Here is a 26,356-nt window from a genome sequence, read left to right as displayed (position 1 = left end):
AACAATATAATAAGGCTTAAAGGAATCACTGGAAATAGGTATTTGTAACAAAACAGCGAAAGCAGAATAATATAAATGGTGAATATTATTTTGGAGGTACTTATGTACGACTACCGTTATAAAGACTGTGAAAATGTTGGACAAAAAATTCCTATGGCCAATATGCCTATGACGAAAATCCCAATGGCCAATATGCCAATGGCCAATATGCCAATGGCCAATATGCCAATGGCCAATATGCCTATGGAGAATATGCCTATGATGAACATGCCTATGGAGAACATGCCTATGATGAACATGCCTATGATGAGCATGCCCATGATGAATATGGCCATGATGAATATGGCCATGATGAGTATGCCTATGATGAATATGCCTATGATGAATATGGCAATGCATGATGAAGCTGATGAAGATTTAAAAAGCATGTATCCTAAAATCTATAGAATGATATATCCCATGGTAAAAAAACATTGTGATATGATGGAATCCAAGTATGGCCCAATGTATTGCCCTAGTAAGGATGAAATGGAGCATATGTGTAAAGAAGTATCTGAAAAGTGTGAAAAACATTATAGGGATGACGATGATAATGATGATGAGGATATGAGAGACACACGCCGTCAAGGCAGAAGAGGTCCGATTCAAGATTTAACCAGAATACTGTTTATCAGAGATTTACTTGGACGAAGGAGAAGAAGACGGAGAAGAATGTTCCATCATGGATATTAAAATAAACGTCTGTTGACATAAAGAACACGAATATCTAATTTGTTAAAATGTTTTGTTATACTTTATGAATACATTTTATAAGTTTTTAACCCTACGCAAAGGAATACCTTTACGTAGGGTTATTCATTTTAACATCAAACTATCGTTTTTATTTAAATTATGAGATAGATAATGTGATAAAATAGAAGAAAGATAATACTTACTAGGTATACAAAGGAGATTTACACAATGAAAATACTATTTGTTGAGGATGATAGAATAATTGCATCAGGGCTTTGCTACTCACTGACTCAGGAGGGGTATTTTGTTACCCACTGCTTGAATGTGGAGTCAGCAAAAACTATGCTGCATAAAAATAGCTTTAACTTGGCAATACTTGATTTATCTCTTCCAGATGGAAGCGGCTACGATATTTGTAAAATAATTAAGGCAAAGGAAGATATACCAGTAATATTTCTAACGGCAATAGATGATGAAGTTAATGTAGTTATGGGGCTTGATAGGGGGGCAGATGACTATATAACAAAGCCATTTCGTATAAGAGAGCTTCTATCTCGAATTAAATCTGTACTTCGCAGATATGATAAAACAGAAATTACAAAAACAATCATTGAGTTTAGCGGTATAAAGATAGACACTACACAGGCAAAAGTGTATAAAGAAGCGAATGAAGTTACATTAACATCTCTTGAATACCGACTACTTCTAATCTTTGCAAATAATCAGAGGCAAGTTATTGATCGCAATCAACTTTTAGAAGGTCTATGGGATTTTGCAGGGGATTTTGTGAATGACAATACTTTAACGGTATATATTAAACGTTTGCGTGAAAAAATTGAGGATGACAGCAAAAATCCAACAATTATAAAAACAGTTCGTGGAATTGGATATAAGGGAGGTGATTAATATTCTACGAAATAAAGAAATAAAGATATATATAACTCTTTTGGTTTCAATTTCACTAATAGGATCAGTTGCCTGTTTTTTCGTTAATATAATTGCAGGAATTATAGCACTTTTAGTTTTGCTTTTAATAATTGTTATATCTTTCATTTTTACCAGATGGAGATATAATCAATTAGACCAATTATCTGAGTATCTAAGGATAATTACAAGTGGAGATTATTCCCTTGATATTAGAGATAATGATGAAGGCGAGCTTAGTATACTTAAAAATGAAATATACAAAGTAACTGTGACTTTATATGAACAGGCTGAACTATTAAAGAAAGATAAAATTTTTCTTTCGGATTCAATTTCTGATATTTCCCATCAACTTAAAACTCCAATAACTTCAATGTTTGTTATGACAGACCTTATATGTGACAAAAGTCTACCCCAGGATAAACGCCAGGAATTCACCCAAAATATTCGGTCACAACTTGAAAGACTTAAGTGGCTTGTTGCGTCACTACTAAAGTTATCTAAGATTGATGCAGGTACAATTGAGTTAAAAAAAGAGAATGTAAATGTACGGGAGCTTATCAGTAGGGCTACGCATCACCTGCTAATTCCTATGGAACTTAAAGATCAAACCCTTGAAATTAGCGGTGATGAGCATACTGAGTTTATTGGCGATTTTAATTGGTCCTCAGAGGCTGCTTCAAATATAATAAAAAATTGTGTTGAGCATACACCTTGTGGTGGAAATATAGGTGTTGATTTTTGCGAAACTCCAATATATACAATGATAAAAATATTTGATAATGGTGAGGGGATCCATAAGGAGGATTTACCACATATATTCGATCGCTTTTATAAGGGTATCAATGCTCTCAACGACAGTATAGGTATTGGACTCGCCATGTCAAAAATCATTTTGCAGAAACAAGGTGGTACAATTGAAGTTACCAGTGAGAAAAACAAAGGTACAAAATTTATTATAAAGATTTATAAAAGTGTTGTGTGACAAAATCGTCACACAAATAGTCACTGTAAAGTCATATTAGACAGATATACTAAGGTTACAAACTAACAGAGGAGTGAGCAGCAATGGAGATATTAAGAGTAGAAAATCTGTCTAAAATATATGGTAGGGGTGAATCATCTGTAAAGGCTCTAGATAATGTTTCGTTTTCAGTCAATAAAGGGGAGTTTGTTGCAATTATTGGACCATCGGGGTCGGGCAAATCAACACTTTTACATATATTAGGTGGCGTTGATACGCCAACAAGTGGAAAGGTTTTTGTAGAGAATGCTGACATTTACGAAATGGATGAAACAAAGCTTGCCATATTTAGACGTAGGCAAATAGGTCTTATCTATCAATTTTATAATTTAATACCAGTTTTGAATGTGGAAGAAAATATTACCCTACCGCTATTACTGGATGGTCAAAAGATAAAAAATGGGCAACTAGATGAGATAATTAACACGCTGGGCCTTGTAGATAGATTAAATCATCTGCCTAATCAGCTTTCAGGTGGTCAACAGCAACGTGTATCAATAGGAAGGGCATTGATTAATAACCCAGCGATCGTACTTGCAGATGAGCCTACCGGAAACCTTGATAGCAAAAACAGTGGAGAAATAATAGAACTTCTAAAGCTGTCAAATAAAAAATACCATCAGACCTTAATAATAATCACTCATGATGAACGCATTGCTTTGCAGGCAGACCGAATAATTTCAATTGAAGATGGGCGAATCGCAAAGGATGAGGTGATTCGAAGATGAATATCATAAATTCTTTGACCCTTCGTCACATGAAATCAAATAAAAAGCGTACTATTGTTACAATTATTGGTGTTATATTATCAGTTTCTATGATAACAGCCATACCTACCTCTGTGATGTCTTTCCTTAGTATGATGCAGCAAAATACCATAGAGGATACAGGTAATTGGCATGTACGCTATAACAATTTACGCAGTGAAAACATTAATGAAGTGATGAATGATAAAAATACGGCAAATGCAGCTCTAAGCAGGAATATAGGATATTCAAAGCTTGAAGGTTCTAAAAATAAGAATAAACCCTATCTTTTTATAGAAGAATATGATATGCAGGGCATGGAAAGCTTTAATTTAGATTTAGTTAAGGGTCGTCTCCCTAAAAAATCAAATGAAATAGTTATATCTTCTCAGATTTCAGAAAATGGTGGCGTGGCATATAAGGTTGGTGACGTGCTTAAATTAGATGTTGGAAAGCGTTATGAAGATGGAAATAAGGTAGCCCTTGGACAGGATTATAGCTTCGAAAAGCAAAGCAAAGATAAAAAAGGTGAAAAACTTATCGAGGAATATAAAAAAGAATATACTATAACAGGAATTATAAGTAGACCCAACTTCGAACTCTACTGGTCACCTGGCTATACAGTGATATCCTATCTTGATAAAACGGAGCTTGCGCCTGCTGACACTGTTAATATATCAGTAGTTTGGAAAAATGTGAGCAAAAAAGTAAATACACAAGCAAACGAGCTTTCGGAAAGAATAGGAGTTCCTAGCGATAGTAAAATCTACAATAGTAGCCTTTTAAGGTACTGTGGAATTATTAATAAGGATTTACTCTTAACTCTATATATTCTTGCAAGTATAATGATGGTTATTATAATTATAGGTTCCATAGCGCTTATATATAATTCCTTCGCAATTTCAATTTCGGAACGTAGCCGTTATTTAGGGATGCTTGCAAGTGTAGGCGCAACAAAAAAGCAAAAGAGTAAATCTGTATTTTTTGAAGGTTTTGTTGTTGGGGTTATCGGTATTCCTATAGGTGTATTTTTGGGGACAGTAGCAATGGGTATAGCTTTTAAGCTTGTGCAACCGCTAATAGAAGGCTTCGGAATAGTTGTTAAACTAAAGCTTGTAATATCTCCAGGTGCAATACTAGTGGCTATATTACTTTCTATTATTACTATTTTAATATCAGCTTACATTCCCGCAAAGAGTGCATCTAAGATATCGCCTATTGATGCGCTGTGTCAATCACGAGACATCAAGCTCACCAGTAGAGTTGTGAAGACATCTAAACAGACAAGATTTATATTTGGATTTGAAGCAGAGCTTGGGCTTAAAAACTTAAAGCGCAATAGTCGCAGATATAAAACTACCATATTTTCCTTAGTTATTAGTATTGTACTGTTTTTATCAGTTTCATCCCTATCCTTGCTGTTTCAAAAATCAGCAGAAAGTAAAGTTAATAATATGCCTTATGATGTTAATGTTTTTGTAACATCCTCTGCCACAGCACAAGAGAAAAAGAATTTTTATAATGCCATAACAAAAATGAAATATGTGGATGAAAGTATTATTGAAGAAACTATGAATAATGCTGTAGTAGATGTTAAAAGCAGTTTAATTCCTGATGAAATTAAAGCAAGTATTTCACCAAATAATAAAGAAGAAAAGGCTGAAAATTATGAAACACATTTTACGATAAAATCTATTGATGAGGCAGCACTTAAGAGATATGCTAAAGAAACGGGAACTGATCTTACTAGTTTAAAAGATATTGTAAATCCATCTGGCATACTCATTAACACTGTGTCTATCAAAGCGGATAATAAATACCTACGTATGAACCGCTTTAATATTAAGCCAGGAGAAAAATTGAAATTTACGTATCCTGTAGGTAATAAGCCTAATGAATATAGTGTTTTATTAGAAATAGCAGCCCTTGCAGATAAGACGCCTATTGGTGAAACCATGTTAACTTATATAGAAGAACCTATGATCATAGTATCAAAGGATGTGTATGCTAGTATACAAGGGAAGCTGCCAAAAATATCTGAGATTAGCCAGGTTGATATGCTTATTAAAAGTTCTAATCCTACAAAGCTTGTGGAAAGTATTAAGGAATATCAAAATAAGACCTCAATTGCAAGTGTAAATATTATTGATTTTACAATGCAAAATAAACAAGGCAGGCAACAAATGACATTTATCTATGTATTTTTCTATGGCTTTATAGCAATTATTACTGCTATTTGCGTAGCTAATATTTTAAATACCATATCAACTAGCATATCCCTACGTAGACGGGAATTTGCAATGCTTAAATCCGTTGGAATGACACCAAAGAGTTTCAATAAAATGATTAATTACGAAAGCTGGTTTTATGGAATTAAGAGCTTGATCTATGGGCTTCCTATTAGTTTTGGAATGATGTATTTGATTTACAGGGTTTTGAGGGACTCATTCGATATTCAATTTGCTGTTCCATGGGGTAGTGTTATTGTGACTATAATTGCTGTATTTGCAATTGTCCGTTCAACGATGATATATGCAACTTCAAAGATTAAAAAAGAGAATATTATTGATGCACTAAAAATAGAAAATATATAAGGTAACATTAATGTTTTTCTAAAAAGCTAGTTTGGAGGTTAGCATCTCCTTGCTAGCTTTTTAATATTGCAGCATCGCAGGTGATAATTTAATTCACATGAAAATTTTTCTTATAGTGTAACTTTTTATGAACTTATACGTGTAAGAAGTATAATAAAATAGTTAAGCTATGGTTTTTTCGCAAAGAGGTGATGATTTGATTGATGATAATACAATAATGGATCTAGTCAAAAGTGGTAATAAAAAAGCTTTTGAGGAGATTGTTATTAGACACAGATTAAAGGCTTTAAGGTTTGCACAGAAATATGTAAAAGATGAACTTATATCAGAAGATATTATACAGGATAGTTTTGCTTTAATTTATGTAAAAAGAATGAATTATAAGAATAAATATAGTTTTAAAACATTCTTATATACAGTGGTAAGGAATAAGTGCATCGATTATCTAAGAAAACAAAAGCCAGTAAATATTGATGATATAAAGCTACGGACACCTTCCGCAGAGGATATTGTTATGAAAAAGGAAGACAGATTATTTGTAACAGAATTATTAGGTAAATTAAATAAGGAGTATAAGACTGCATTGTACCTTTATGAATATGAGGATATGTCCTATAAGGATATTTCAAAGATAATGATTAAGTCTGTAGGTCAAGTGAAAATTATTATTTTTAGAGCAAGAAAAAAACTACAAAAACTTGCTAAGGAGGAATATAGATGTTAAAAGATGAAGAATTTCTAAGCGTAATGTGGCAGAAGGTTGAAATAGTTGAAAATGAACAATTGGAAATAGAAAGAATTTTAATAAGAGATAAGGAAATTAAGAAAAGACAGTGTTTTATCTATTTCGCTTTAATTCTAATGTTTATAGGAATTTCAGTTCTCTCTTTATTTGTTTATATTGATATATCTATAATCGCCATTTTATCATTTATTGCTCTTTTATCGTCAATGAATTATGAATCTAAATCAATGAATTTTACACAAGTAATTAATTAGGAGGTAGGAATCATGCAAATTAATATAAATAATTTATCAAAAAAATTTAGTGGTATGAGTGCCTTAAAGGATGTTAATTTAACAATAGATCAGGGGATGTTTGGACTGCTTGGAAGAAATGGCGCAGGCAAAACTACTTTGATGAGAATACTAGCAACTCTGCTTAATAAAAGTAGTGGCGAAATCAGCATTTGTGGAATAGATATTTTAAAAACTAAAGAATTAAGAAAACTTATTGGATATCTTCCTCAGGACTTCTCAGTTTATCCAAATCTATCCGTTTATGAAGCTATGGATTATTTAGGAGTTTTATCAGAAGTTCCCTCAAGTGAGAGGAAAAGAGTAATTCCAGAACTTTTAGAAAAGGTTAACTTGTTAGATTGTAAAAAAGTAAAGGTTAGGGCTCTATCTGGCGGAATGAAAAGAAGACTTGGAATAGCTCAAGCGATTTTGCATAATCCAAAAGTCTTAATAGTTGATGAGCCAACTGCCGGGTTAGATCCAAAGGAGAGAATTCGATTTAGAAACCTTCTTTGTGAACTAGCAAAGGATAAGATAGTTATTCTTTCAACACATATAATCGGAGATATTGAAGCTACCTGCAAAAACATTGGAATATTAGACAATGGGAGCCTTATATTTAAAGGAACTGTTCAGGAATTAAAAAACAAAGCAGAAGGAAAAGTTTTTTCTATGAAGGTTAACCCCGATGAATTAGAAAAAATAAAACAACAATATATTATAACAGGTATGATTATGTTAGGGGACAGTATCTCCATTAGGGTTATCTCAGATGTTCCTCCAAGCGATAATTCCCAAATTCGAGAACCCAATATTGAAGATTCGTACATGCTTATGATTGGAGGGATAGATAATGTTTAATCTATTTTCAAAGGAATGTAAGCAATTAGGTAAGAGTTTGATTTATATAGTTTTTATTTGTATCGCCATAGTATTTTATAATACCCAATACTTTTCAGAAATAAAAGGAAATGATCCACAGTATCAAGGAAGTGCTTTGATAAAGCCTTCTTATGTTCAAGATGTTGAAAAGTACAATAAAGAGAATGATGGGTATCCTTATGGATCTACCTTTAAAGAGATACCAGAACAAATTATTTCTAAATCAACATCAATGATGTATGGAGAGCATATGCAAGGAACATACTCATCCTATCCACATAGCTTGTTTAAAAATGTTAAATTAGATAAGGAAGACACGAAAAAGATAGAAGAAATTTTATGTCAAATAACAGGAAAATCTCTAAGCGAGTTAGACAAATTGCATAAAACCGAAAAATGGAGTGAAATACATTTTAGCAGCAGCTCAAAGGACTATGCTAGCTTTAAAGTATTAATGGAGGAAGCTAATAATATAATAGGAGAGCAATCTAATTATTCAAAAGAAAATTTAAGAAGGTTTGGCGTTAGACCAATAACATATGAGGAAGCTATGAAAACTTATAAAGATTTAATAGAGAAGGATAAGATTACAAATGGTTTTGCAAGGATATTTTGCGACTTTATGGGAATCGTAATGGGCTTATTTCCGGTGTTTGTTGTAGTATCTTTTATTAGGAAAGATAAAAAAAGCAATATGAAACAAGTCATTTATAGTAGAAGAGTAAGCTCTACTAAGTTAATCCTGTCGAGGTATAGTGCCTTAGTTATAATGATGATGGTTCCAATTTTCTTACTTGCAATCGTCTCAACGCTTCAGGCCGCAAGTATTAGTGGAAAACTTAATTTAACGGTAGATTATTTTGCGTTTTTTAAATATTCAATAGGATGGCTTATGCCAACGCTTATGGCAGTAACTGCGGTAGGGATGTTTTTAACTCTTCTTACAGAAACAGCAATAGCTATTCCAGTTCAAATGATTTGGTGGTACTCCTCTATATTTAAAGGTGCATTAATTGGAAGTTATGGTTTAAGTCAATTAACGATAAGATTCAATACAATATATGAGAGAGATGAATTTGTTTCTACTATAAATAATATATTTTTAAATAGAATGTTCTTTATATCGCTATCGGCAATTTTCGTGATTGCATCTATTTATATATTAAATCTAAAGAGAATAGGAAGGATTGATTTTTATGATAAGTATTCGAAATGTTTTACAAATTTCAAAGGTAAATTTAAGAATAGCTTTTCGAAATAATATATTATTCTCAATTGTATTATTAATTGTAGCTCCCATAATCTTTAGCATTACTAATTTGGATTTTCCAATGGCTGCAAAGATATGTGAGCAATTTATTATAATGATTGGAGTAGTGATTCTAGTGCCAATCTTTACACCGGAGGAAGATGGAAATATAAAAGAGACAATAAACGCAAAGGCTATTTCTCCTATATTGGTTTATATAATAAGAATACTAATATCAGTAATTTTACTAGTATCACTAATAGCATTATTTGTTAATATATTGATTTATCTTGGTGGAACCTTTACTTCAGGAATGTTAATAATGGGAACATTTGGATCTGCATTATTTCTAGGTGGATTAGGATTATTTTTTGCCTCCCTTACTGAAAATGTAAGCATAGGGTATATGATACCAATAGTTTATTTTGTCTTAGATATCATGACAAAGGGTAAATACACAAAGAACTTTTGTATATTTTCTTTAATGAATAATAGTTTTAAAGAAAAATATTATCTGCTTGTAGCAGCAATAGTTCTAATAATTTCATCATTATTTGTTTATTGGGTTAAGAATAGCAGAAGTGTCGCCAACATTTGAATTTGTTTCTATTATTTGTTTATTGGACATTAGGAGCAGGATGCATTAACTCCTCAAAAACCTCCAGAAAATAAAGTTATTAGAATCTTATCTAAAGAAGGATTTGGAGGGAATATAGTTTTATTTATATGCTCTAGATTAATTATTATTGGATTTGGTATTATACCTTAATAATTAAGTGACATAAAAAAGGTGTTCATAATAAATTGATACAAATTTATTATGAACACCTTTTAATTTTTGATATAAATAAAAATAATATAAATTTGAAACTTTATTCATTAATTATGTGTATATAATAGAGAGAATTATTTTAATTTTTAAGGACATTTAAGTGGGAGTATAAATCTCCTTCTGAAGTCGTTAATGCATCTCCTGCGGAGATGTTGCAGCTCCGCAGGAGATGATTTAAGGTAGAAGCAGGAGGGGATGTTGTGGAGATTGAAAAAAAATTAATATCGAGATGCAAAAACTATGACAAATCCTCCTTTATGGAACTTTTTAAGATTTACGAGCGGTATTTGTATAGCATTTGCTATAGTTACACTCAAAATGAACAGGATTCTCTTGATATTGTACAAGAAATTTATATAAAGATTTTTAAAAATATATCAAGTTTTGATGAGACAATGCCTTTTCGCCCTTGGTTACGAAGGATTTCAGTAAATACTTGTATTAACTTTAAAAGAAATATTAAAACCAACGTCATTTCATTAAATTATGAATATGCTAATAAACTTTGTTTAGAAGATACTATTGTTTCTGACTACAATTTAGAAGAGGAAGTTGAGAAAAAGGATTTTAAAAAGATTATTGAGGCTGGACTTAAGAACTTATCTGATAATTATAGAATGGTAATTGCATTAAGATATTTTGATGATCTGAGTTACTTGGAAATTTCAGAATTGTTAAATAAACCACTTGGAACAATTAAAACGGACTTGTATAGGGCTAAAGCTATATTAAAGAAACAACTAGAAAGTGAGATGGAGGCGTAATTATGTGCTGTAAATTTGATAAGGAACTGTTATATGCTTTTGATGATAAGACAATTGAACCATTGGAGAAAATATTCATTGAAGAGCACATAAAATACTGCACTGACTGTCAAAAAGACCTAAAGCTAATAACTATTATTAATGAAAATATTAAAGATGAGCTAAGTCATATTGAATTTCCTGATAGACTAAGCATAATTTCACAACTTGTTGCAGAAAACTGTATATCTGAAATGGAAGATACCAGCATAAGGCCTAAAATTCACACCATTATTGAGAGATATAGAAGCATACATAACGTTATAACAGAATCAAGCGGAGCATATAAACATAATCCATATAATAATTTCATAAGTAATAGAATTGATGCTACTTTTAATTATATTAAAACGCCTGTAAAACATATGATTAAAAACAAGATAAATGAAATGAGTATATTAAAAAAATTTAAATTAAAAGTAGGTTAGACTGCTAAAGGAAAAGGAGGTGCAAGCTTGTTTGTTTTATTTTCAATAATAAAAACACTACTTTATTTATTAATCACTATATTGGGTTTGATTTTATTGTTTATAATAATACCATTTGAATATGAATTCAATACAAAAATTGATGAAAAAATTAGGGCAGATGTAAATCTATCATTTTTTAAAAAATTTTTAAAGATGATGGTGGCATATGAGGATAAAGAAACATTATTTTTAATAAAGGTGATGGGATTATGCATTATTAGAAAAAAAGTTAAAATGTCTAATAGAAAAAAAGAAAATGAAAAGGTAAAACTAAAAAAGAAAAAGAAGAAAAATGTTAATTTTAATATAAAGGATTATATCCAAGGGGCATTCATAAATGATTTAATTAATTACAATAAAGATATAATAAATATTACTAAACCAAAAAGAATCAAAATCAATGGCGTTTATGGATTTGAAGATCCTTCATTAACGGGTATAGCTTGTGGAATTGTCCCTTTAGTATCAAGTCTTATTCCTACAAGCGATATTAATTTGCAACCAGTGTTTGATGATGAAATAATTGATATTTTTTGTGAAATTCATGGCAGAATTTCTTTATTGGCTGCTACAATAAAAACACTTAAATTCGTTCTTAAGAAAAATAATAGAGGGAAAATATTTAAAAACTTTAAAAAATCTGAAACTTATTAATAATTCATGTGTATTGTTAAGTATAAAGTTAATAATGATTGCGCAATCAATAAATACTTAAATTTAAAATATTAGGGGGATTAAGTTATGATAAATATTACAGAAAATACCGAAGCATTATTCTCAAACCTTGAAAAATTTTTAAAAACAGAAACAGTAGTGGGGGAGGCAATAATTATAGGGGAAACAACACTCATACCACTTATTACAGTTTCATTCGGATGTGGAACTGGCGGTGGCACAGGCAACTCTACTAAGGACGGTGAGGGTTCTGGAGGCGGACTTGGAGCAGGAGCTAGAATAACCCCGACTGCTATTTTAGTTATAAAAAATGGAGAAGTAACAATGCTTCCTATAAAGGGTAAATGCAATCTTGAAAGTCTTATTGAAATGGTACCAGAAATAGTATCTAAAGTAAGCTCAAAAATGGGATGTTGTAAGAACAAAAAAGAAGGGTCTGAAGAGGATACTAAAACGGAAAAAGAATAATTAAGTATTAAATACATTAAAAAAAAGCATCTATAATATATTTATAGATGCTTTTTTGTATTGATAAAAAATATGAAATCAATTTATACATAATTTTACTAAATATTTGAAACTTATATTAATATTATGTATAATTGAATAATTACGCAATGGTAATTTAATGGGGATGGATCTAGCCGTTTATGAGAAAATTCAACAAAATATATTTAGGTATTATTTTAGGTGTGAGCTAATTGGTCCTAATGCTGGTTGGCAGTACATAAAAATGTTTATTGAAAATAATGACACCTATGCTGTTGTTTTGTAATCAGTAAACAAAGTTATTGGTAGTTAACATAATGAATAGAAAAAAGGAGTTTAGAATTATGCTGAATTTACGCTACAAAGGATATGCAATGGCTATAGTCGGTGCGATTTTGTGGGGGATTTCTGGTACTGTTGCACAGAAACTTTTTCAAAACGAAGGATTTCAACCTGGCTGGCTAGTAACAGTAAGAATGATAACATCAGGTGTACTATTGCTCTTATTCGCAAGTATTAAAACTAATGGACAACATAAGGTTTGGTCTGTATGGAAAGACACTTCTAAACGATTACATTTGATTATATTCGGGATAATTGGGATGCTCGGAGTACAATATACTTATTTTATGTCCATCAAATCAGGTAACGCTGCGACAGCCACTTTGTTGCAATATTTAGCTCCGATATTTATAGTAGCATATTTGGCAATACGATTAAAAAAAGTCCCAAGCCCAAAAGAATTTATTTCAGTTGGTTTAGCTATTTTGGGAACATTTCTTCTTGTGACTAACGGCACGGTTGATAGACTTACTATTTCGTTACCTGCCATTGCTTGGGGGGGTGGGTCAGCAATTGCCCTTGCCTTTTATACATTATATCCACATAGCTTGCTTAAGGAGTGGGGGGCTGTGATTGTTGTAGGTTGGGGTATGCTTATAGGCGGAGTTGGGCTGAGTTTCATAAACCCGCCATGGAATATACAAGGTCAAAATTGGTCTTTGCTTTCTAGTTTATTTGTCGGATTTGTGGTTTTATTCGGTACACTAATTGCCTTTTATTTGTACATAGCTAGTTTACAATATATTGAACCTACTGAAGCTAGCTTATTGGCAAGTGCAGAACCTTTATCCGCTACACTTGCTTCTATATTTTGGTTGCATGTTCCTTTTGGATTGTTTGAAGTAATCGGAGGAATGTGTATTATATCTACAGTAGCAATTTTAACTTTAGGGTCTAACACTAATAAAAAACCCTTATAAGAAAAAGAAAAAACCAATTATAAAAGGTTATGTTTTAAAAAACAAAAATATTGTATAATGTTGTATAGAATGATCGTTAAGAGATTTTTAGTGGCAACTTTTTATTGTGAGAGGGGTATAAAAATGATAAGAGAAGCAGTAGAAAATGATTTGATTGATATTTTAGAAATTTGTAATGATGCAATATTAAATACAACAGCTGTCTATGATTATAAAGTTCACACAATTGATGACAGAAAACAATGGTATGAAAAAAAGAAGCAAGAGGGGTATCCAATATTAGTAGTTGAAGAAAATAATAAGGTTATCGGATTTGCTACATTTGGGCCATTCAGAGCATGGCCTGCATATAAATATACTATTGAACACTCTATTTATGTTAATGGTAACTGTAGAAACAAAGGCATAGGAACACTACTAGCTAAAGAACTAATAAGATTTTCCAATGAAAGGGGATTTGCAACCATGGTGGCGGCAATTGATGACTCAAATGAAAAAAGTATCAAAATGCACGAAAAATTAGGGTTCGAGTATTCAGGTAAGATAAATAAAGCTGGATTTAAATTTGGGAAGTGGCTCAATCTTGTTTTTTATCAATTAGAGCTTAAAGGCCCTGAAAACCCAATAGATGGTTAGTGTGTAAGTTATAATAATTATAAAATACATAGAGAGTAGGAAATAGAATGGCTGCAATGATATGAGAGCAATTTATTGTAATAATTGGAGTAGTAATTCTAGTGCCTAACTAATCAAAAATTCATTTAGACAAAGCATCTATATTAATTTATAGATGCTTTTTTTTGTTAATAAAAAAATTTCAAGTAAAACTTGATTAGTTTAATCACATATATCTCGCAAAATATAATATTCTCTTTATTGAAGAAACTGAAAATGGGAACAAGAGAATACTAACAATGGAACAAATTTAATCAAACAAATAAATAAGGTATCAAAAATAATTATTAACAAAATTATTTTCCAACTACAACTTAAAATATCCTTTGTTGAGACATACTTGTATGTTATTTAAATCAGCAAGTAAAAAAGCAATTAATGTTACTATACGGGGTAGCGTCAACATCATAATGAAGTATTTTATGATGTTAAATTTTTATTAATGATACCACATTTGGGGAATTTGATTTGCTATCATTCGATATATGGAATATAATGAAACAAGTATTTTAACGATACTTCATTATATTTCTAGGGGGACTACAAAGAGAAAATTTCAGTGTAGTGAGCAATCAAAAGGGAGGCGTTGGCAAGACCATGTCTACATTAAGATGCGTAGCTACTATTACTTGGGCTCTTGTATAAATCTTCTCAATTCAATTTTTAAGTTTGTCACAAGTATCCATCTACTTTATAATTTACTGAAAGTGAATTATATAATTATGTAGCTGGAAAAACAGTAAAAAATAAGGGAGCGAAAATTAATTTTATGAATATTATTAAAACTGCAATTATAACTATAATAATATCATTTATATCTGGATTACTATTAGATTATTATAGAAATTTAGGACCTAGAATATTATGTAATGTACGAAATGGTAAACCTATAAAAACGGATGGCAAAGAACATTGCACATACATTATTACTGTTAAGAACCCATCAAATAAAACAATTCATGAGTTAACTATAAATATACAGGGATCACAAACTAGCTTAAAGAGTGCGGGTGCCACAATAACAAAAGGTTTAAAATTTGATTCTTCAATAAAGGATAACATTTTAGAGGTTTATATCCCTTTTATAAGTAAGGGTGATGAGTTTTCAGTTACAGTATATGTAGAAAAACAATCTAATTACAATAATAAGCCTATTATTGTAATCAGATCACCTGAAAATTTTAAGGAGATAGACTCTGTAGAACAAAAGGGAATACTATCATTTTTGTTTAATATACCTAAAAATGTAAAACAGGTAATCCTTAAGGCAGTGAGAAAGAACGAAGCAATAGTTCCTAATGAAAAAGAAGATTTTACAGCGGTTATGAATAAGGTAACAGGCGCTGAACAAACAATAAATAAAGAAAATAGGGAAGCGCTCTCTAGAAATAAGAAAACTAGTAAGAATAAAAAGGCAATGATAATTATCGCAACAATTATTTTAGTTATAATTGTTGGGGGTTTAGGAAGATTTTATTTTAAAGGGACATCTCCTAATGTAAAAACTCCCGTTCCCAAACTATCCACAGATGAAAAAAAATCAACTGGAACTCCAGATAAAAAAGGATCAACTGGAACTCCAGATGAAAAAGAATCACCTGTAACTCCAGATAAAAAAGAATCACCTGGAACTCCAGATGAAAAAGAATCACCTGTAACTCCAGATGAAAAAGAGTCAACTGGAACTCCAGATAAAAAAGAACCAACTGTAACTCCAGATGAAAAAGAACCAACTGTAACTCCAGACGAAAAAGAACCAACTGTAACTCCAGACGAAAAAGAACCAACTGTAACTCCAGATGAAAAAGAACCAACTGTAGCTCCAGACGAAAAACAATCAACTGTAACTCCAAGTAACTAGTTAGCTAGGATGTGATAATGGAAAAAATCGATATATCAGAAATTAAAATAAAAGTATTGGAACGTAGGCCAGTATAACTTAGCAATTGTGAACTGAGCCCAATTAAGAGGGCCTAGAAACCCAATAGATGATTTAATATAATCAAAAATACTCCATAATAATTTGAGGCCACTGAAAAACTATATGAAAAATCGTCATCTAATTAAAGATGGCGATTTTTTTATATAAAAGACTAAAAAACAAAAAGGAATTTTAAAAGATATGTCGAATTAGTATAGTAGAATAAAATAAAAGGGGCTAAACTATTATGCTAAAAGGACAATTGGAAATAAAAATAAATACATACCATAGCTTATATTCGTTAATTATTCCGAAAGATAACATTTTAAAGCAAATTAATGACCTTGTTGACTTTTCATTTGTTTATGACGAATTGATGATTAACTATAGTTCATCTATGGGTAGAGGTGCTATTAACCCCATAATGCTATTTAAATATTTACTTTTGAAAGTAATATATGAATTGTCTGATGAAGATGTTGTTGAAAGAACTCTTTATGACATGTCCTTTAAATATTTTCTAAATTTAGCCCCAGAAGAAACAAATTTAATAAACTCAAGTACACTAACTAAATTTAGAAAGCTTCGCCTTAAAGACATGAATTTATTGGATTTATTAATAAACAAGACTGTAGAACTTGCTATAAAAGAGGGAGTTTTAAAAAGTAAAGCAATAATAGTTGATGCTACGCATACCAAGTCACGTTATAACCAAAAGTCAGCAAGCGAGGAATTATTGAAACGTGCAAAAAACTTAAGAAAAACATTGTACGGAGTACATCCTGGTATTAAAGAAGAGTTACCTAATAAAGTTACAACTGGAGTACTTGAAGATATTCTTGAGTACTGCAAATTATTAATTGATACCATAAACGAGAAGCCAGAAACTGCAGCAAATCCAGCTGTGAAAACTAAATTAAACTACTTAATGGAAGCTATTAATGATGACTTAGAAAATCTAAAAATATCAAAAGATGAGGATGCAAAAGTGGGGCATAAAACTGAGGATAGTTCTTTTTTTGGATATAAATCACACCTTGCTATGAGTGAAGAACGTTTAATTACAGCAGCTGTTATTACAACTGGCGAAAAAAGTGATGGAAAGGAGCTCATAACCTTAATAGAAAAAAGCCGTGAGGCTGGTATAGATGTAAATGAAGTAATTGGAGATACAGCTTATTCTGAAAAGAAAAACCTAGAATATACAAAAGAAAATAAAATTGCATTAATTTCAAGACTAAATCCTGTAATTTCACAAGGAATGCGAAAAAAAGAAGATGAATTTGAGTTTAATAAAGATGCTGGTTTATTTGTATGTCCGGCAGGTCATATGGCTATTAAAAAAGCAAAACAGGGAAAGAAGAATGTTGGTAAAAATCAAGTGCTAACCTACTATTTTAATGTAGAAAAGTGTAAAAATTGTGTTCATAAAGATGGGTGTTATAAAGAAGGCGCTAAATCTAAAACTTATTCAGTTTCAATAAAGTCAAATACTCACAAAGATCAAATAGAGTTCGAAAAAAGTGAATATTTTAAAAAACGAGCTAGGGAACGTTATATGATAGAGGCTAAAAACAGTGAACTTAAGCACCAACATAGCTATGATGTAGCAATATCGTCAGGCTTAATTAGCATGCAAATGCAAGGTGCATTATCAATCTTCACTGTGAATCTAAAGAGAATAATTAAGTTGAAAAGCAGGAAATAGGGCTTTTAAAACTTAATTATAAAATAAAAAGCATGATATATCCAAAATATGGACATCTCATGCTTTTTCTATTCAAGCTTGAAAACTCTACTAAATAAAGAGTGCTTTTTTCAGCGGCCTCAATAATTTACGGAGTATTTTTCTATTAATATTACACTATTTAAGATAATATTAATAGAAAAGAGGATCTAATTTTTTTTATTTCTCGCTATGAAAACAATAATATTCACAGCAGATAATCCTACTAAAATGTATATTGCTCTAGCAAGGAAGGGAACAAATCCAAAGATAAGACTAACTAAGTTAACATTTAACAATCCTAAAAGTCCCCAATTTAAAGAACCAATCAATACAAACACGAATGAAAGTTTGTCGATAATACTAAGCTTATACATAATTACCCCCAGACTAATATAATTATTCTATTTGTATAAATTATATTATAAATATAATATTTTAGAACTGTTTAATAATTTCTTTAAAGCGTATATAATGTTATGGTATATAAATTTATATACTAAAAAATAATTTGGAAAGTACAAATTAAGTATACGAACATTTTCATTACTTTTAGCACTATTGTATGTTATAATATGAATGAAACTTGTTTTATATTTAAAATTGTACGTATGGAGGCAGAATATGAGAAATTCTTATAATACACCATTAAATAGTAGATATGCATCAAAAGAGATGAGTTATTTATTTTCAGATGATATGAAGTTTAGAACATGGAGAAAGCTTTGGGTTGCACTAGCTGAAGGTGAAAGGATATTAGGAATCAATATTACAGAATCTCAAATTGAAGAGCTTAAATCCTATGTAGATAATGTGAATTACGAAGTGGCTGAAAATAAAGAAAAAGAAATACGACATGACGTAATGAGCCATGTATATGCATATGGGGTTCAATGTCCTAATGCGAAGGGTATTATTCATTTAGGGGCTACTAGCTGCTATGTAGGCGATAATACAGACTTAATAGTCATGAAAAAGGCTTTATTATTAATTAAGAAAAAATTAATTAATGTAATTAGTAAATCTTCGGAATTTGCATTAAAGTATAAAGATGTTCCTACACTAGGTTTTACCCATTTACAGCCAGCTCAATTAACTACTGTAGGTAAAAGGGCAACCCTATGGATTCAAGAATTAATAATGGATCTAGAAAATTTAGACTTTGTAATAGATAGAATAAAGTTACTAGGGGTTAAAGGAACAACTGGAACCCAAGCGAGCTTTATGAATCTATTCGAAAATGATGAGAAAAAAGTAAAAGACTTAGATAAATATGTAGCGAATAAAATGGGCTTTGAAGATACATATCCCGTTACTGGTCAAACTTATTCTAGAAAAGTAGACTCTATAGTATTAAATACTTTATCAGAAATAGCTCAAAGTGCATATAAATTCAGTAATGATTTAAGGATACTTCAAAGCATGAAAGAAGTGGAAGAGCCTTTTGAAAAAAATCAAATTGGATCCTCTGCAATGGCATACAAAAGAAACCCTATGCGTTCTGAGCGAATTAGCTCTTTATCAAGATATATTATAGTGAATTCATTAAATCCTGCTATAACAGCTGCAACACAATGGTTTGAAAGAACATTAGATGATTCAGCTAATAAGAGAATATCCGTAGCTGAAGCTTTCTTAGCACTTGATGGAGTATTAAATTTGTATATGAATATAGCTGGAAATATGGTAGTATATGAAAAAGTAATTACTGCTCATGTAAACCACGAGCTTCCATTTATGGCTACAGAAAATATCCTTATGGAAGCTGTTAAAAGGGGCGGGGACAGACAAGAACTTCATGAGAACATTAGAGTTCATTCTATGGCTGCAGCAAAACGCGTTAAAGAAGAAGGCTTAAATAATGATCTTATAGAAAGAATAATAAATGATGATAGTTTTAAAATGTCAAAAGAAGAGATATTTGCTGTAATTGACCCGATTAAATTTGTAGGTAGAGCTCCAAGTCAAGTAATAGAATTTATAGATGAATATGTAAAACCAATAATCGAGGCCAATAAAGATGCATTAGGAGTAGAAACTTCTATAAACGTATAATCCTTAGTATTGGATAGAAATTATACTATAAAAAGCTATCAGTGATGCAAACAAAACTGATAGCTTTTTTAGTTTAACGACATTTTAGAAGGAAAGTCTCCCAATTCTATAAGTAAGAGTTACATAACCTAACAAATAGAAAATTTCAGTGGTAGTATAAATCTCCTTTTGAAGTCGGTAATATTGTAGCTCCACAGGCCATGATTTCACTATAACTTTCGAAGAATAAAATTCAAATTGCATGTGGAAATAATAAAAATAATAAAAACATTTGTTTATTTTTATTATTTTAGAAAAATCAGGATTTTGCTCCCCCTCTTGTAGTATAATAATGTCGTGAAATGTAAGTTTCACGACATTATTATGATTTTTGGAGGTACTTATGAAATCGAATATAAATACTATTTATAACAATGAACTCCCACCGTTTCTAAATGATTATCTGAATTATTTATCTACTATTAAAGGATGTTCTAGTTCTACTGTTGTTGCTTATACTGCTGATTTATCATTGCTATTAAAGTTCTTAAAAATATACAAAGGTCTAGTCTCTTCAGAAAATGCTCTACCTCTTGAGACCATTATAATTAGTGACCTAACTTTAGATACATTAAGAACCCTTACATTGCAGGATTTATATGCCTATATCTCCTATCTTGGGAAATATAGGGCTAATGGTAACTACGCTAAAGCAAGAAAAATTGCATCTATAAAGTCTCTATTCAAGTATTTAACCACTAAGGCTAAAGTGCTAACTATAGACCCGACAATAGATTTAGAGTCACCAAAACTTGGTAAAAGAAGTCCTGTTTTTTTAACATTAAGTGAAAGTAAGGCACTACTCGACGCTACAAGCTCTAGAGATAAGCATTCTATTCGCGACCATAGTATTATTACATTATTCTTAAATTGTGGTATCAGGCTGTCAGAACTTTGTAGTATAAATATATCCGATTTTAAAGATGATACATTATCTATTATTGGGAAAGGAAATAAAGAACGAACCATTTATTTGAATAAAGCTTCATTGAAATCAATTTATAAATATTTGCCTATTAGAAATACGAACATAGATAAAATTCATTCTGAAGATAAGGATGCCCTTTTTATAAGTGGTAAATATGGAAGAATTAATAAACGCACTGTGGAGAGAATTGTAAAAAAATATATAGGTAATGCTGGACTTAATAAAGATAAGTATACTCCTCATAAATTAAGGCATACATCTGCTACCCTTATGTATAAATATGGAAATGTAGACATTAGAAGTCTACAAGAAATATTAGGCCATGAAAATATATCTACCACCCAAATATATACTCATGTAGATAATGATAAATTAAGAAATGCGGTTAAGTCAAACCCACTTTCTGATGAATAAAAAAAAGTATATATTACTATTAATACATTCACTTCGCTAAGAACTACTAATTTTTTTTAATTAATCTGCTAAAAAATATAAACTCAATGTCGCTCAAACATATATTTTTCTTAACGCATATTAATTAAAAATAAAATAAGAAGTTCTAAAGCTTGTTCAAATGCATTATACGTAATATATACTTTTTTTGCACATAAAAAATATGCAATAGATTTTAACTATTTCCCTATTTACTTTTAATACTTATATTTTTTTTAGTCTTATAAGTCCAGGAAATTCTTCTTGAAGTAATCCTGAGTTATCATCTTCATTTTCAAGTAGCTCTTTTGCCCCGTCTATGTCATCTATAAATTCCCAAACCTCATTGTTTTCAGGTATGAACTCATCTTGATGTAGTTTTAAAAATTCATCGCTGGCTACCACTGAGTCATAATCTTCAAGTTTTGGTAGTTCATCATTATCTACTTCTTCCGCTAAATTAATTTCAGACCTGTCACAAATATTTTCGTCTACCTCTTCTACCCCTTCAATCTCATTATCCTCAAAAACTTCATCAATTTTTATAGCTTTTACATCATAACCTTCCATTTCTAAGCATTTACCGCAATTATTACATTTCTTATTTGAATTTAATTCACAGACTTCACATTCTCCACAACTATTACAAATTTTCTTATTATTAAATATACAATTTTTAGACATACAACACTCCAATCTATTTATTTCAAATACTTTCATAATAGACTATTATAGCAAATATATTTTCAATAATCAAACACTAACACCCCTTAATAATGACTTAGTACTCTCGGAAACTCTCAAGCCATTGCTAATTCTAGGTTCATTTTTATTCATATATCAACTTCACCCCAGAATTTCTTCGAGTTTTATATCTTTCGGATAGCATAGATAGTCTAAGCTATCCTTAGTATTATCGATTTATTTTAATTAAATAGTTTTAAATAAGACTTGACAGCAGTAAAAATTTCGCAAAATGAATTATGTATATTATTACCATTTTTCATTTATAAGGAGTGATTTTTATGTTAACTGTTAAGGCCTCACATACTCAATATCAAAATTTCGTTGAAACATTTCTAGAAAAATTCTTTATTCAAAATAATCAAGAAATTACTTTGTTTGAGCGTAGTTCAATAATAACAAAAATCTGGTCTGCCGACCTAACCGGAATTGTCCCTCTAATACAAAGTGCTTATTCTAACTCCAATCAAGGGGCTCCGCCCAAAGATGCGGTAGCTTTACTCAGATCACTTATTATTATGGCTTATTGTAAAGAAACCAGCATATCATCTTGGATAAAGACATTACGTTCAGAACCGTTTTATGCAATTCTGTCAGGCTTTATCCCTGCTTGCTACTCGCCTTTTAAAGCCGAAGGCATAGTTGCTGATCAAATACCTGGCATAGGTACTTTTTATGATTTTATGGATAGGCTGATTCATAAGGATAAAATCCTATATAAATCCAAACTGCGTAAATTGAAACGTAAACCAAGTAAAAAACAAAAGAAAAACCAAAAGATGAATAACTCCAAATCTGGTGTAGTCGAACGTTTAGTTAAAAGAATCTTAAAATATGATAATTCTAAGCTTTCTGACAGAATAGAATCCAAAATGAACAACATACTTAAGGAATTATTTGTTATTCCTTCCTTATCAATGGGCATTTTGGGTGACCCTTCTAAACTAAATATTGCTGGTGATGGAACTTGTATGCCTACACAGGCTTCGCCTTATGGTAAAAAAGTTTGTGATTGCAAACTTAAACCAGGAGAGCATTGTGCTTGTTATCGAAAGTTTACCGATCCCAGTGCTAGCTGGGGTTGGGATAGCTTTAATGAACACTATTACTATGGTCAAACTTATCACGGGTTCACTGCCTGTGATAGTTTTTACAGCCTACCTATCCATATTAAATTTGTTAGTGCAGCACGGCATGATTCTGTTACCGGTGTTTATGCACTTAAAGAGATTGTAGATTTATACCCTGAAATTAAATTCTATTCCGTAGCCTTAGATTCTGCCTATGATGCTAATGCATTTTATCTTTTATGCATGCATTATGGAATAAATCCTATTATTGATTTAAATTCACGTTCTTTAAAACCTTCATCAGGCAGTGATTTTGTTGAACTTGACGATAAGGGCATTCCTCATGGGAAAATTTGTGGACATCAGCTTCGTAATTGGGGAATCGTCCGTAAGGAATTTAGGCATAAATGGTTATTCCCAGTTCAATGTGACCACTGTGAAAAATGTCCTATTAAAAGCAAGAAAATTTATTACACTAAAACATTAGATAATCCAAGATATTTTACTCCTATACTAAGAGGTTCAAAGCAATGGAAATCTCTTTATAAACGACGTTCAACTACTGAAAGGTGTTGGTCGCAGAATAACAAGAGTATTTCTTGGTGCATTTTGCTGTTTTATAGATGCTTGGGCTAATGAAAAAGAGGTAACAATTGCTGATATCTTCCCGGTTTTCAAGAAAATAGCTGCCTAATTTATAATCAGTTTTAACTCAATAACCAGCCTACGGCTTTTTTAAAATAGTGTATAAAAAAGCCTTTTTGTCATGCCTACTATTAATTCAAGTATAGCATTTCATCCAAATAAATACTTTTATTCCTCAAATATGGGAATTGTTAATTATTGTTTTTCGAGTACACTCATGACTTATGTATTCATACATAATAATATATAATTTTTTATTTTTATTAATAACTATAAAACAGAACGTAAGTTTGATGTTATTACATTTATATGGTATAATTATACTATGAATGGGAGGCGTTTACATGTTAACTGAAAAAAAAGATAAGCAAAGTGAAATATATAACTTTATAAAGAAACAGGTACAACTAAAAGGATATCCACCTTCAGTCAGAGAAATATGTGATGGCGTAGGATTAAGATCTACTTCGACTGTTCATGGGCATTTAGCAAGACTAGAAAAAAAAGGATTTATCCGTAGAGACCCTACCAAGCCTCGTGCAATTGAATTAATAAAGGATTCTGTCATAAGAAAAGAGCTTATAGATATACCTATTATAGGGAAAATCACTGCTGGCAAACCAATACTCGCAGTTGAAAATGTTGAAGATACATTTACACTTCCTTTAAATTTCACTAAAACCAATAATGAACTATTTATGCTTAAAGTTTCTGGTAGCAGCATGATTGAAGCAGGAATATTGGATAAAGACCTTGCTATAATTGAGAAAATCAATACCGCTAAAAATGGCGATATAGTTGTAGCTCTTATTGATAATGAAGCAACTATTAAAAGATTTTTCAAGGAAAAAGATCATATAAGGCTTCAGCCTGAAAATTCAACTATGTCCCCTATCATAGTTGATGACTGTGTAATTTTAGGTGTACTTGTTGGTATTTACAGAAAGTATTAAATATCCACCTTTAAAGATTTTATGTAACAAAAAAGTCCTGCAATGAATATATCAATTGCAGGATTTTTTTATTCTATTATTAAGTCATAAATATTTACTTTCTAGTTCAAATAACTCTTGAAAGTGCTATTAGTATTCCAATTTTAGCATGATCAAACGTTAATCCACCCTGTAAATATGCTATATAAGGCTCTCTTATTGGAGCGTCTGCAGATAATTCTATAGATGCTCCCTGAATAAATGCACCTGCTGCCATTATAACCTTATCTTCATATCCTGGCATGTCCCACGGTTCGCATTGAACAAAAGAATCAATGGGAGACCCCTCTTGTATACCCCTACAGAAATTAATTAACTTTTCCTTATCATTAAATTTAATTGCTTGAATTATATCACTTCTTTTATCAGTATACTTAGGAAGAACTTCAAAACCTGCAAGTTCCATAATTCTTGCACAGAAAATAGCGCCCTTCAATGCTTCCATAGCTATATGTGGTGCTATGAATAGTCCTTGATATAAAGAACGCATAACTCCAAACGTAGAACCACATTCCCCTCCTATTCCAGGAGTTGTTAGTCTATAAGAAGCTTGTCGTACATATTCTTCTTTACCTGCAATATATCCACCTGTAGGTGCAATTCCACCACCAATATTTTTTATGAGGGATCCAGCAACTATATCTGCTCCTACATCTGTAGGCTCCGTAACATCAATAAATTCACCATAACAATTATCTACAAAACAAATAACCTTTGGATTTATAGCTTTTGCAGCGCTTATAATATCATCTATTTCAGAAATTAATAATGCTTTTCTCCAGCCATATCCAGTAGATCTTTGAATATGAATTAGCTTTATTGACTTATCTTCAATCAGTGTCTTTTTCATTAAATCAATATCAACTTTAGAGTTATCGTTTAATTCTAATTGTTTATATTTTACACCATAATCTTTTAATGAGCCTATATCCTCCTTAGCATTTATACCTATTATATTAAGAAGTGTATCATAAGGTGTTCCGCATACCGATATCATGGTATCATTAGGTCTTAAATTACCAAATAAGGACGCTCCAATTGCATGTGTTCCATTTACGAAATGCGGCCGAACGAGTGCACTCTCACAATTGAAAATTCTTGCATATACTTTATCTAATGAATCTCTCCCAATATCGCCATAACCGTATCCAGATGAATTTGTAAAATGGCATTCGCTAATTCGTTCATCTTGTAGTGCGGTCAAAACCTTAAGCTGATTAAACTCTCTTATTTCATCAAGAATTTTAAACTCATCTTGTACATCTTGTATTGCTATATCATAGAGTTTTAGCGTTTTTGAACTTATTTTATACTTCTTTTGAAGGTATTCTTTTGTTATGTCTATCATGATTCCAGGTCCCCTTTTTATTATGTATATATTATGTGTTTTAAACTTTAACTACCGTAATAATAGTAACATAAATAAT

The 26,356-nt window shown here is 31.0% G+C and carries 25 protein-coding genes; 22 read left to right on the top strand and 3 right to left on the bottom strand.

The annotated features are described in order from the left end of the window. The first annotated feature begins 102 nt into the window (after positions 1-102). From ACWJKS_RS08755 to ACWJKS_RS08670, 18 genes are all read left to right on the top strand, one after another. A complete protein-coding gene (locus ACWJKS_RS08755) occupies positions 103-732 on the top strand; it encodes a hypothetical protein (protein WP_462960975.1) in 630 nt (209 codons plus the stop codon). A 228-nt stretch (positions 733-960) separates the two neighbouring features. Beyond that, positions 961-1,638, top strand: a complete 678-nt coding sequence (locus tag ACWJKS_RS08750) for a response regulator transcription factor (RefSeq protein ID WP_462960974.1) — start codon at positions 961-963, stop codon at positions 1,636-1,638. Then, on the top strand, positions 1,631-2,641 hold the full coding sequence (locus ACWJKS_RS08745) for a sensor histidine kinase (RefSeq protein ID WP_462960973.1): 1,011 nt from the start codon (positions 1,631-1,633) through the stop codon (positions 2,639-2,641). Before ACWJKS_RS08750 ends, ACWJKS_RS08745 begins: the two co-directional genes overlap by 8 nt. A gap of 83 nt (positions 2,642-2,724) precedes the next feature. After that, complete coding sequence (locus ACWJKS_RS08740) at positions 2,725-3,408, top strand: ABC transporter ATP-binding protein (RefSeq protein ID WP_462960972.1); 684 nt, start codon at positions 2,725-2,727, stop codon at positions 3,406-3,408. Further along, positions 3,405-6,020: an ABC transporter permease gene (locus tag ACWJKS_RS08735; protein ID WP_462960971.1), complete on the top strand. Its 2,616-nt coding sequence runs from the start codon at positions 3,405-3,407 to the stop codon at positions 6,018-6,020. The genes ACWJKS_RS08740 and ACWJKS_RS08735 overlap by 4 nt, the downstream gene beginning before the upstream one ends. Positions 6,021-6,216: 196 nt before the next feature. Next, complete coding sequence (locus tag ACWJKS_RS08730) at positions 6,217-6,744, top strand: RNA polymerase sigma factor (RefSeq protein ID WP_462960970.1); 528 nt, start codon at positions 6,217-6,219, stop codon at positions 6,742-6,744. Then, on the top strand, positions 6,738-7,019 hold the full coding sequence (locus ACWJKS_RS08725) for a hypothetical protein (RefSeq protein ID WP_462960969.1): 282 nt from the start codon (positions 6,738-6,740) through the stop codon (positions 7,017-7,019). The genes ACWJKS_RS08730 and ACWJKS_RS08725 overlap by 7 nt, the downstream gene beginning before the upstream one ends. A 12-nt stretch (positions 7,020-7,031) precedes the next feature. Then, on the top strand, positions 7,032-7,901 hold the full coding sequence (locus tag ACWJKS_RS08720) for an ABC transporter ATP-binding protein (protein ID WP_462960968.1): 870 nt from the start codon (positions 7,032-7,034) through the stop codon (positions 7,899-7,901). Further along, a complete protein-coding gene (locus tag ACWJKS_RS08715; protein WP_462960967.1) occupies positions 7,894-9,183 on the top strand; it encodes an ABC transporter permease in 1,290 nt (429 codons plus the stop codon). The genes ACWJKS_RS08720 and ACWJKS_RS08715 overlap by 8 nt, the downstream gene beginning before the upstream one ends. Then, positions 9,119-9,769: a hypothetical protein gene (locus ACWJKS_RS08710; RefSeq protein WP_462960966.1), complete on the top strand. Its 651-nt coding sequence runs from the start codon at positions 9,119-9,121 to the stop codon at positions 9,767-9,769. The genes ACWJKS_RS08715 and ACWJKS_RS08710 overlap by 65 nt, the downstream gene beginning before the upstream one ends. A gap of 434 nt (positions 9,770-10,203) precedes the next feature. Further along, positions 10,204-10,767: an RNA polymerase sigma factor gene (locus ACWJKS_RS08705; protein WP_462960965.1), complete on the top strand. Its 564-nt coding sequence runs from the start codon at positions 10,204-10,206 to the stop codon at positions 10,765-10,767. A gap of 2 nt (positions 10,768-10,769) precedes the next feature. Then, complete coding sequence (locus ACWJKS_RS08700; RefSeq protein ID WP_462960964.1) at positions 10,770-11,234, top strand: zf-HC2 domain-containing protein; 465 nt, start codon at positions 10,770-10,772, stop codon at positions 11,232-11,234. 27 nt (positions 11,235-11,261) lie between these two features. Continuing rightward, positions 11,262-11,930, top strand: coding sequence for a DUF2953 domain-containing protein (locus tag ACWJKS_RS08695; RefSeq protein ID WP_462960963.1), 669 nt, complete (start codon positions 11,262-11,264; stop codon positions 11,928-11,930). Between the two features lie 87 nt (positions 11,931-12,017). Continuing rightward, on the top strand, positions 12,018-12,419 hold the full coding sequence (locus tag ACWJKS_RS08690; protein ID WP_216304057.1) for a GerW family sporulation protein: 402 nt from the start codon (positions 12,018-12,020) through the stop codon (positions 12,417-12,419). Between the two features lie 338 nt (positions 12,420-12,757). Then, positions 12,758-13,702: a DMT family transporter gene (locus ACWJKS_RS08685; RefSeq protein ID WP_462960962.1), complete on the top strand. Its 945-nt coding sequence runs from the start codon at positions 12,758-12,760 to the stop codon at positions 13,700-13,702. A 123-nt stretch (positions 13,703-13,825) separates the two neighbouring features. Then, entirely contained in the window at positions 13,826-14,338 is a 513-nt protein-coding gene (locus ACWJKS_RS08680; protein ID WP_165412980.1) for a GNAT family N-acetyltransferase, read from the top strand. An 808-nt stretch (positions 14,339-15,146) separates the two neighbouring features. Continuing rightward, entirely contained in the window at positions 15,147-16,238 is a 1,092-nt protein-coding gene (locus ACWJKS_RS08675; RefSeq protein WP_462960961.1) for a hypothetical protein, read from the top strand. A gap of 307 nt (positions 16,239-16,545) precedes the next feature. Beyond that, the gene (locus ACWJKS_RS08670) at positions 16,546-18,006 is read left to right on the top strand and encodes an IS1182 family transposase (RefSeq protein ID WP_462959746.1); all 1,461 of its coding nucleotides are present in this window, start codon (positions 16,546-16,548) and stop codon (positions 18,004-18,006) included. 188 nt (positions 18,007-18,194) lie between these two features. Here ACWJKS_RS08670 and ACWJKS_RS08665 read toward each other — a convergent pair whose 3' ends face one another. Beyond that, a complete protein-coding gene (locus tag ACWJKS_RS08665) occupies positions 18,195-18,401 on the bottom strand; it encodes a DUF378 domain-containing protein (protein ID WP_462960960.1) in 207 nt (68 codons plus the stop codon). A gap of 247 nt (positions 18,402-18,648) precedes the next feature. Between ACWJKS_RS08665 and purB the strand changes: the two genes are divergently transcribed. Together purB and ACWJKS_RS08655 are read left to right on the top strand one after the other, a co-directional pair. Further along, the gene (gene purB / locus ACWJKS_RS08660) at positions 18,649-20,079 is read left to right on the top strand and encodes an adenylosuccinate lyase (RefSeq protein WP_462960959.1); all 1,431 of its coding nucleotides are present in this window, start codon (positions 18,649-18,651) and stop codon (positions 20,077-20,079) included. A 382-nt stretch (positions 20,080-20,461) separates the two neighbouring features. Then, positions 20,462-21,460, top strand: coding sequence for a tyrosine recombinase XerC (locus ACWJKS_RS08655; protein WP_216304026.1), 999 nt, complete (start codon positions 20,462-20,464; stop codon positions 21,458-21,460). 243 nt (positions 21,461-21,703) lie between these two features. On the opposite strand, the gene ACWJKS_RS08650 is transcribed toward ACWJKS_RS08655, so the two are convergent. Then, complete coding sequence (locus ACWJKS_RS08650; RefSeq protein ID WP_462960958.1) at positions 21,704-22,162, bottom strand: hypothetical protein; 459 nt, start codon at positions 22,160-22,162, stop codon at positions 21,704-21,706. 341 nt (positions 22,163-22,503) lie between these two features. On the opposite strand from ACWJKS_RS08650, the gene ACWJKS_RS08645 reads away from it, so the two are divergent. Both ACWJKS_RS08645 and lexA read left to right on the top strand, forming a co-directional pair. Continuing rightward, positions 22,504-23,928 carry a transposase gene (locus ACWJKS_RS08645; protein WP_462960957.1) on the top strand — a complete coding sequence of 475 codons (1,425 nt, stop codon included), beginning with the start codon at positions 22,504-22,506 and terminating at the stop codon, positions 23,926-23,928. A 353-nt stretch (positions 23,929-24,281) separates the two neighbouring features. Continuing rightward, entirely contained in the window at positions 24,282-24,890 is a 609-nt protein-coding gene (lexA, locus tag ACWJKS_RS08640; RefSeq protein ID WP_216304024.1) for a transcriptional repressor LexA, read from the top strand. Between the two features lie 106 nt (positions 24,891-24,996). Here the strand turns inward: lexA and ACWJKS_RS08635 are convergent, their stop codons facing one another. Then, positions 24,997-26,277, bottom strand: a complete 1,281-nt coding sequence (locus ACWJKS_RS08635; protein ID WP_220319690.1) for a methionine gamma-lyase family protein — start codon at positions 26,275-26,277, stop codon at positions 24,997-24,999. Between the last annotated feature and the right edge of the window lie 79 nt (positions 26,278-26,356).

The organism is Clostridium sp. CM038 (assembly GCF_055081105.1).
The sequence above is the reverse complement of the archived record's forward strand: the minus strand, read 5'-3'. Positions and strand labels throughout refer to the sequence as shown.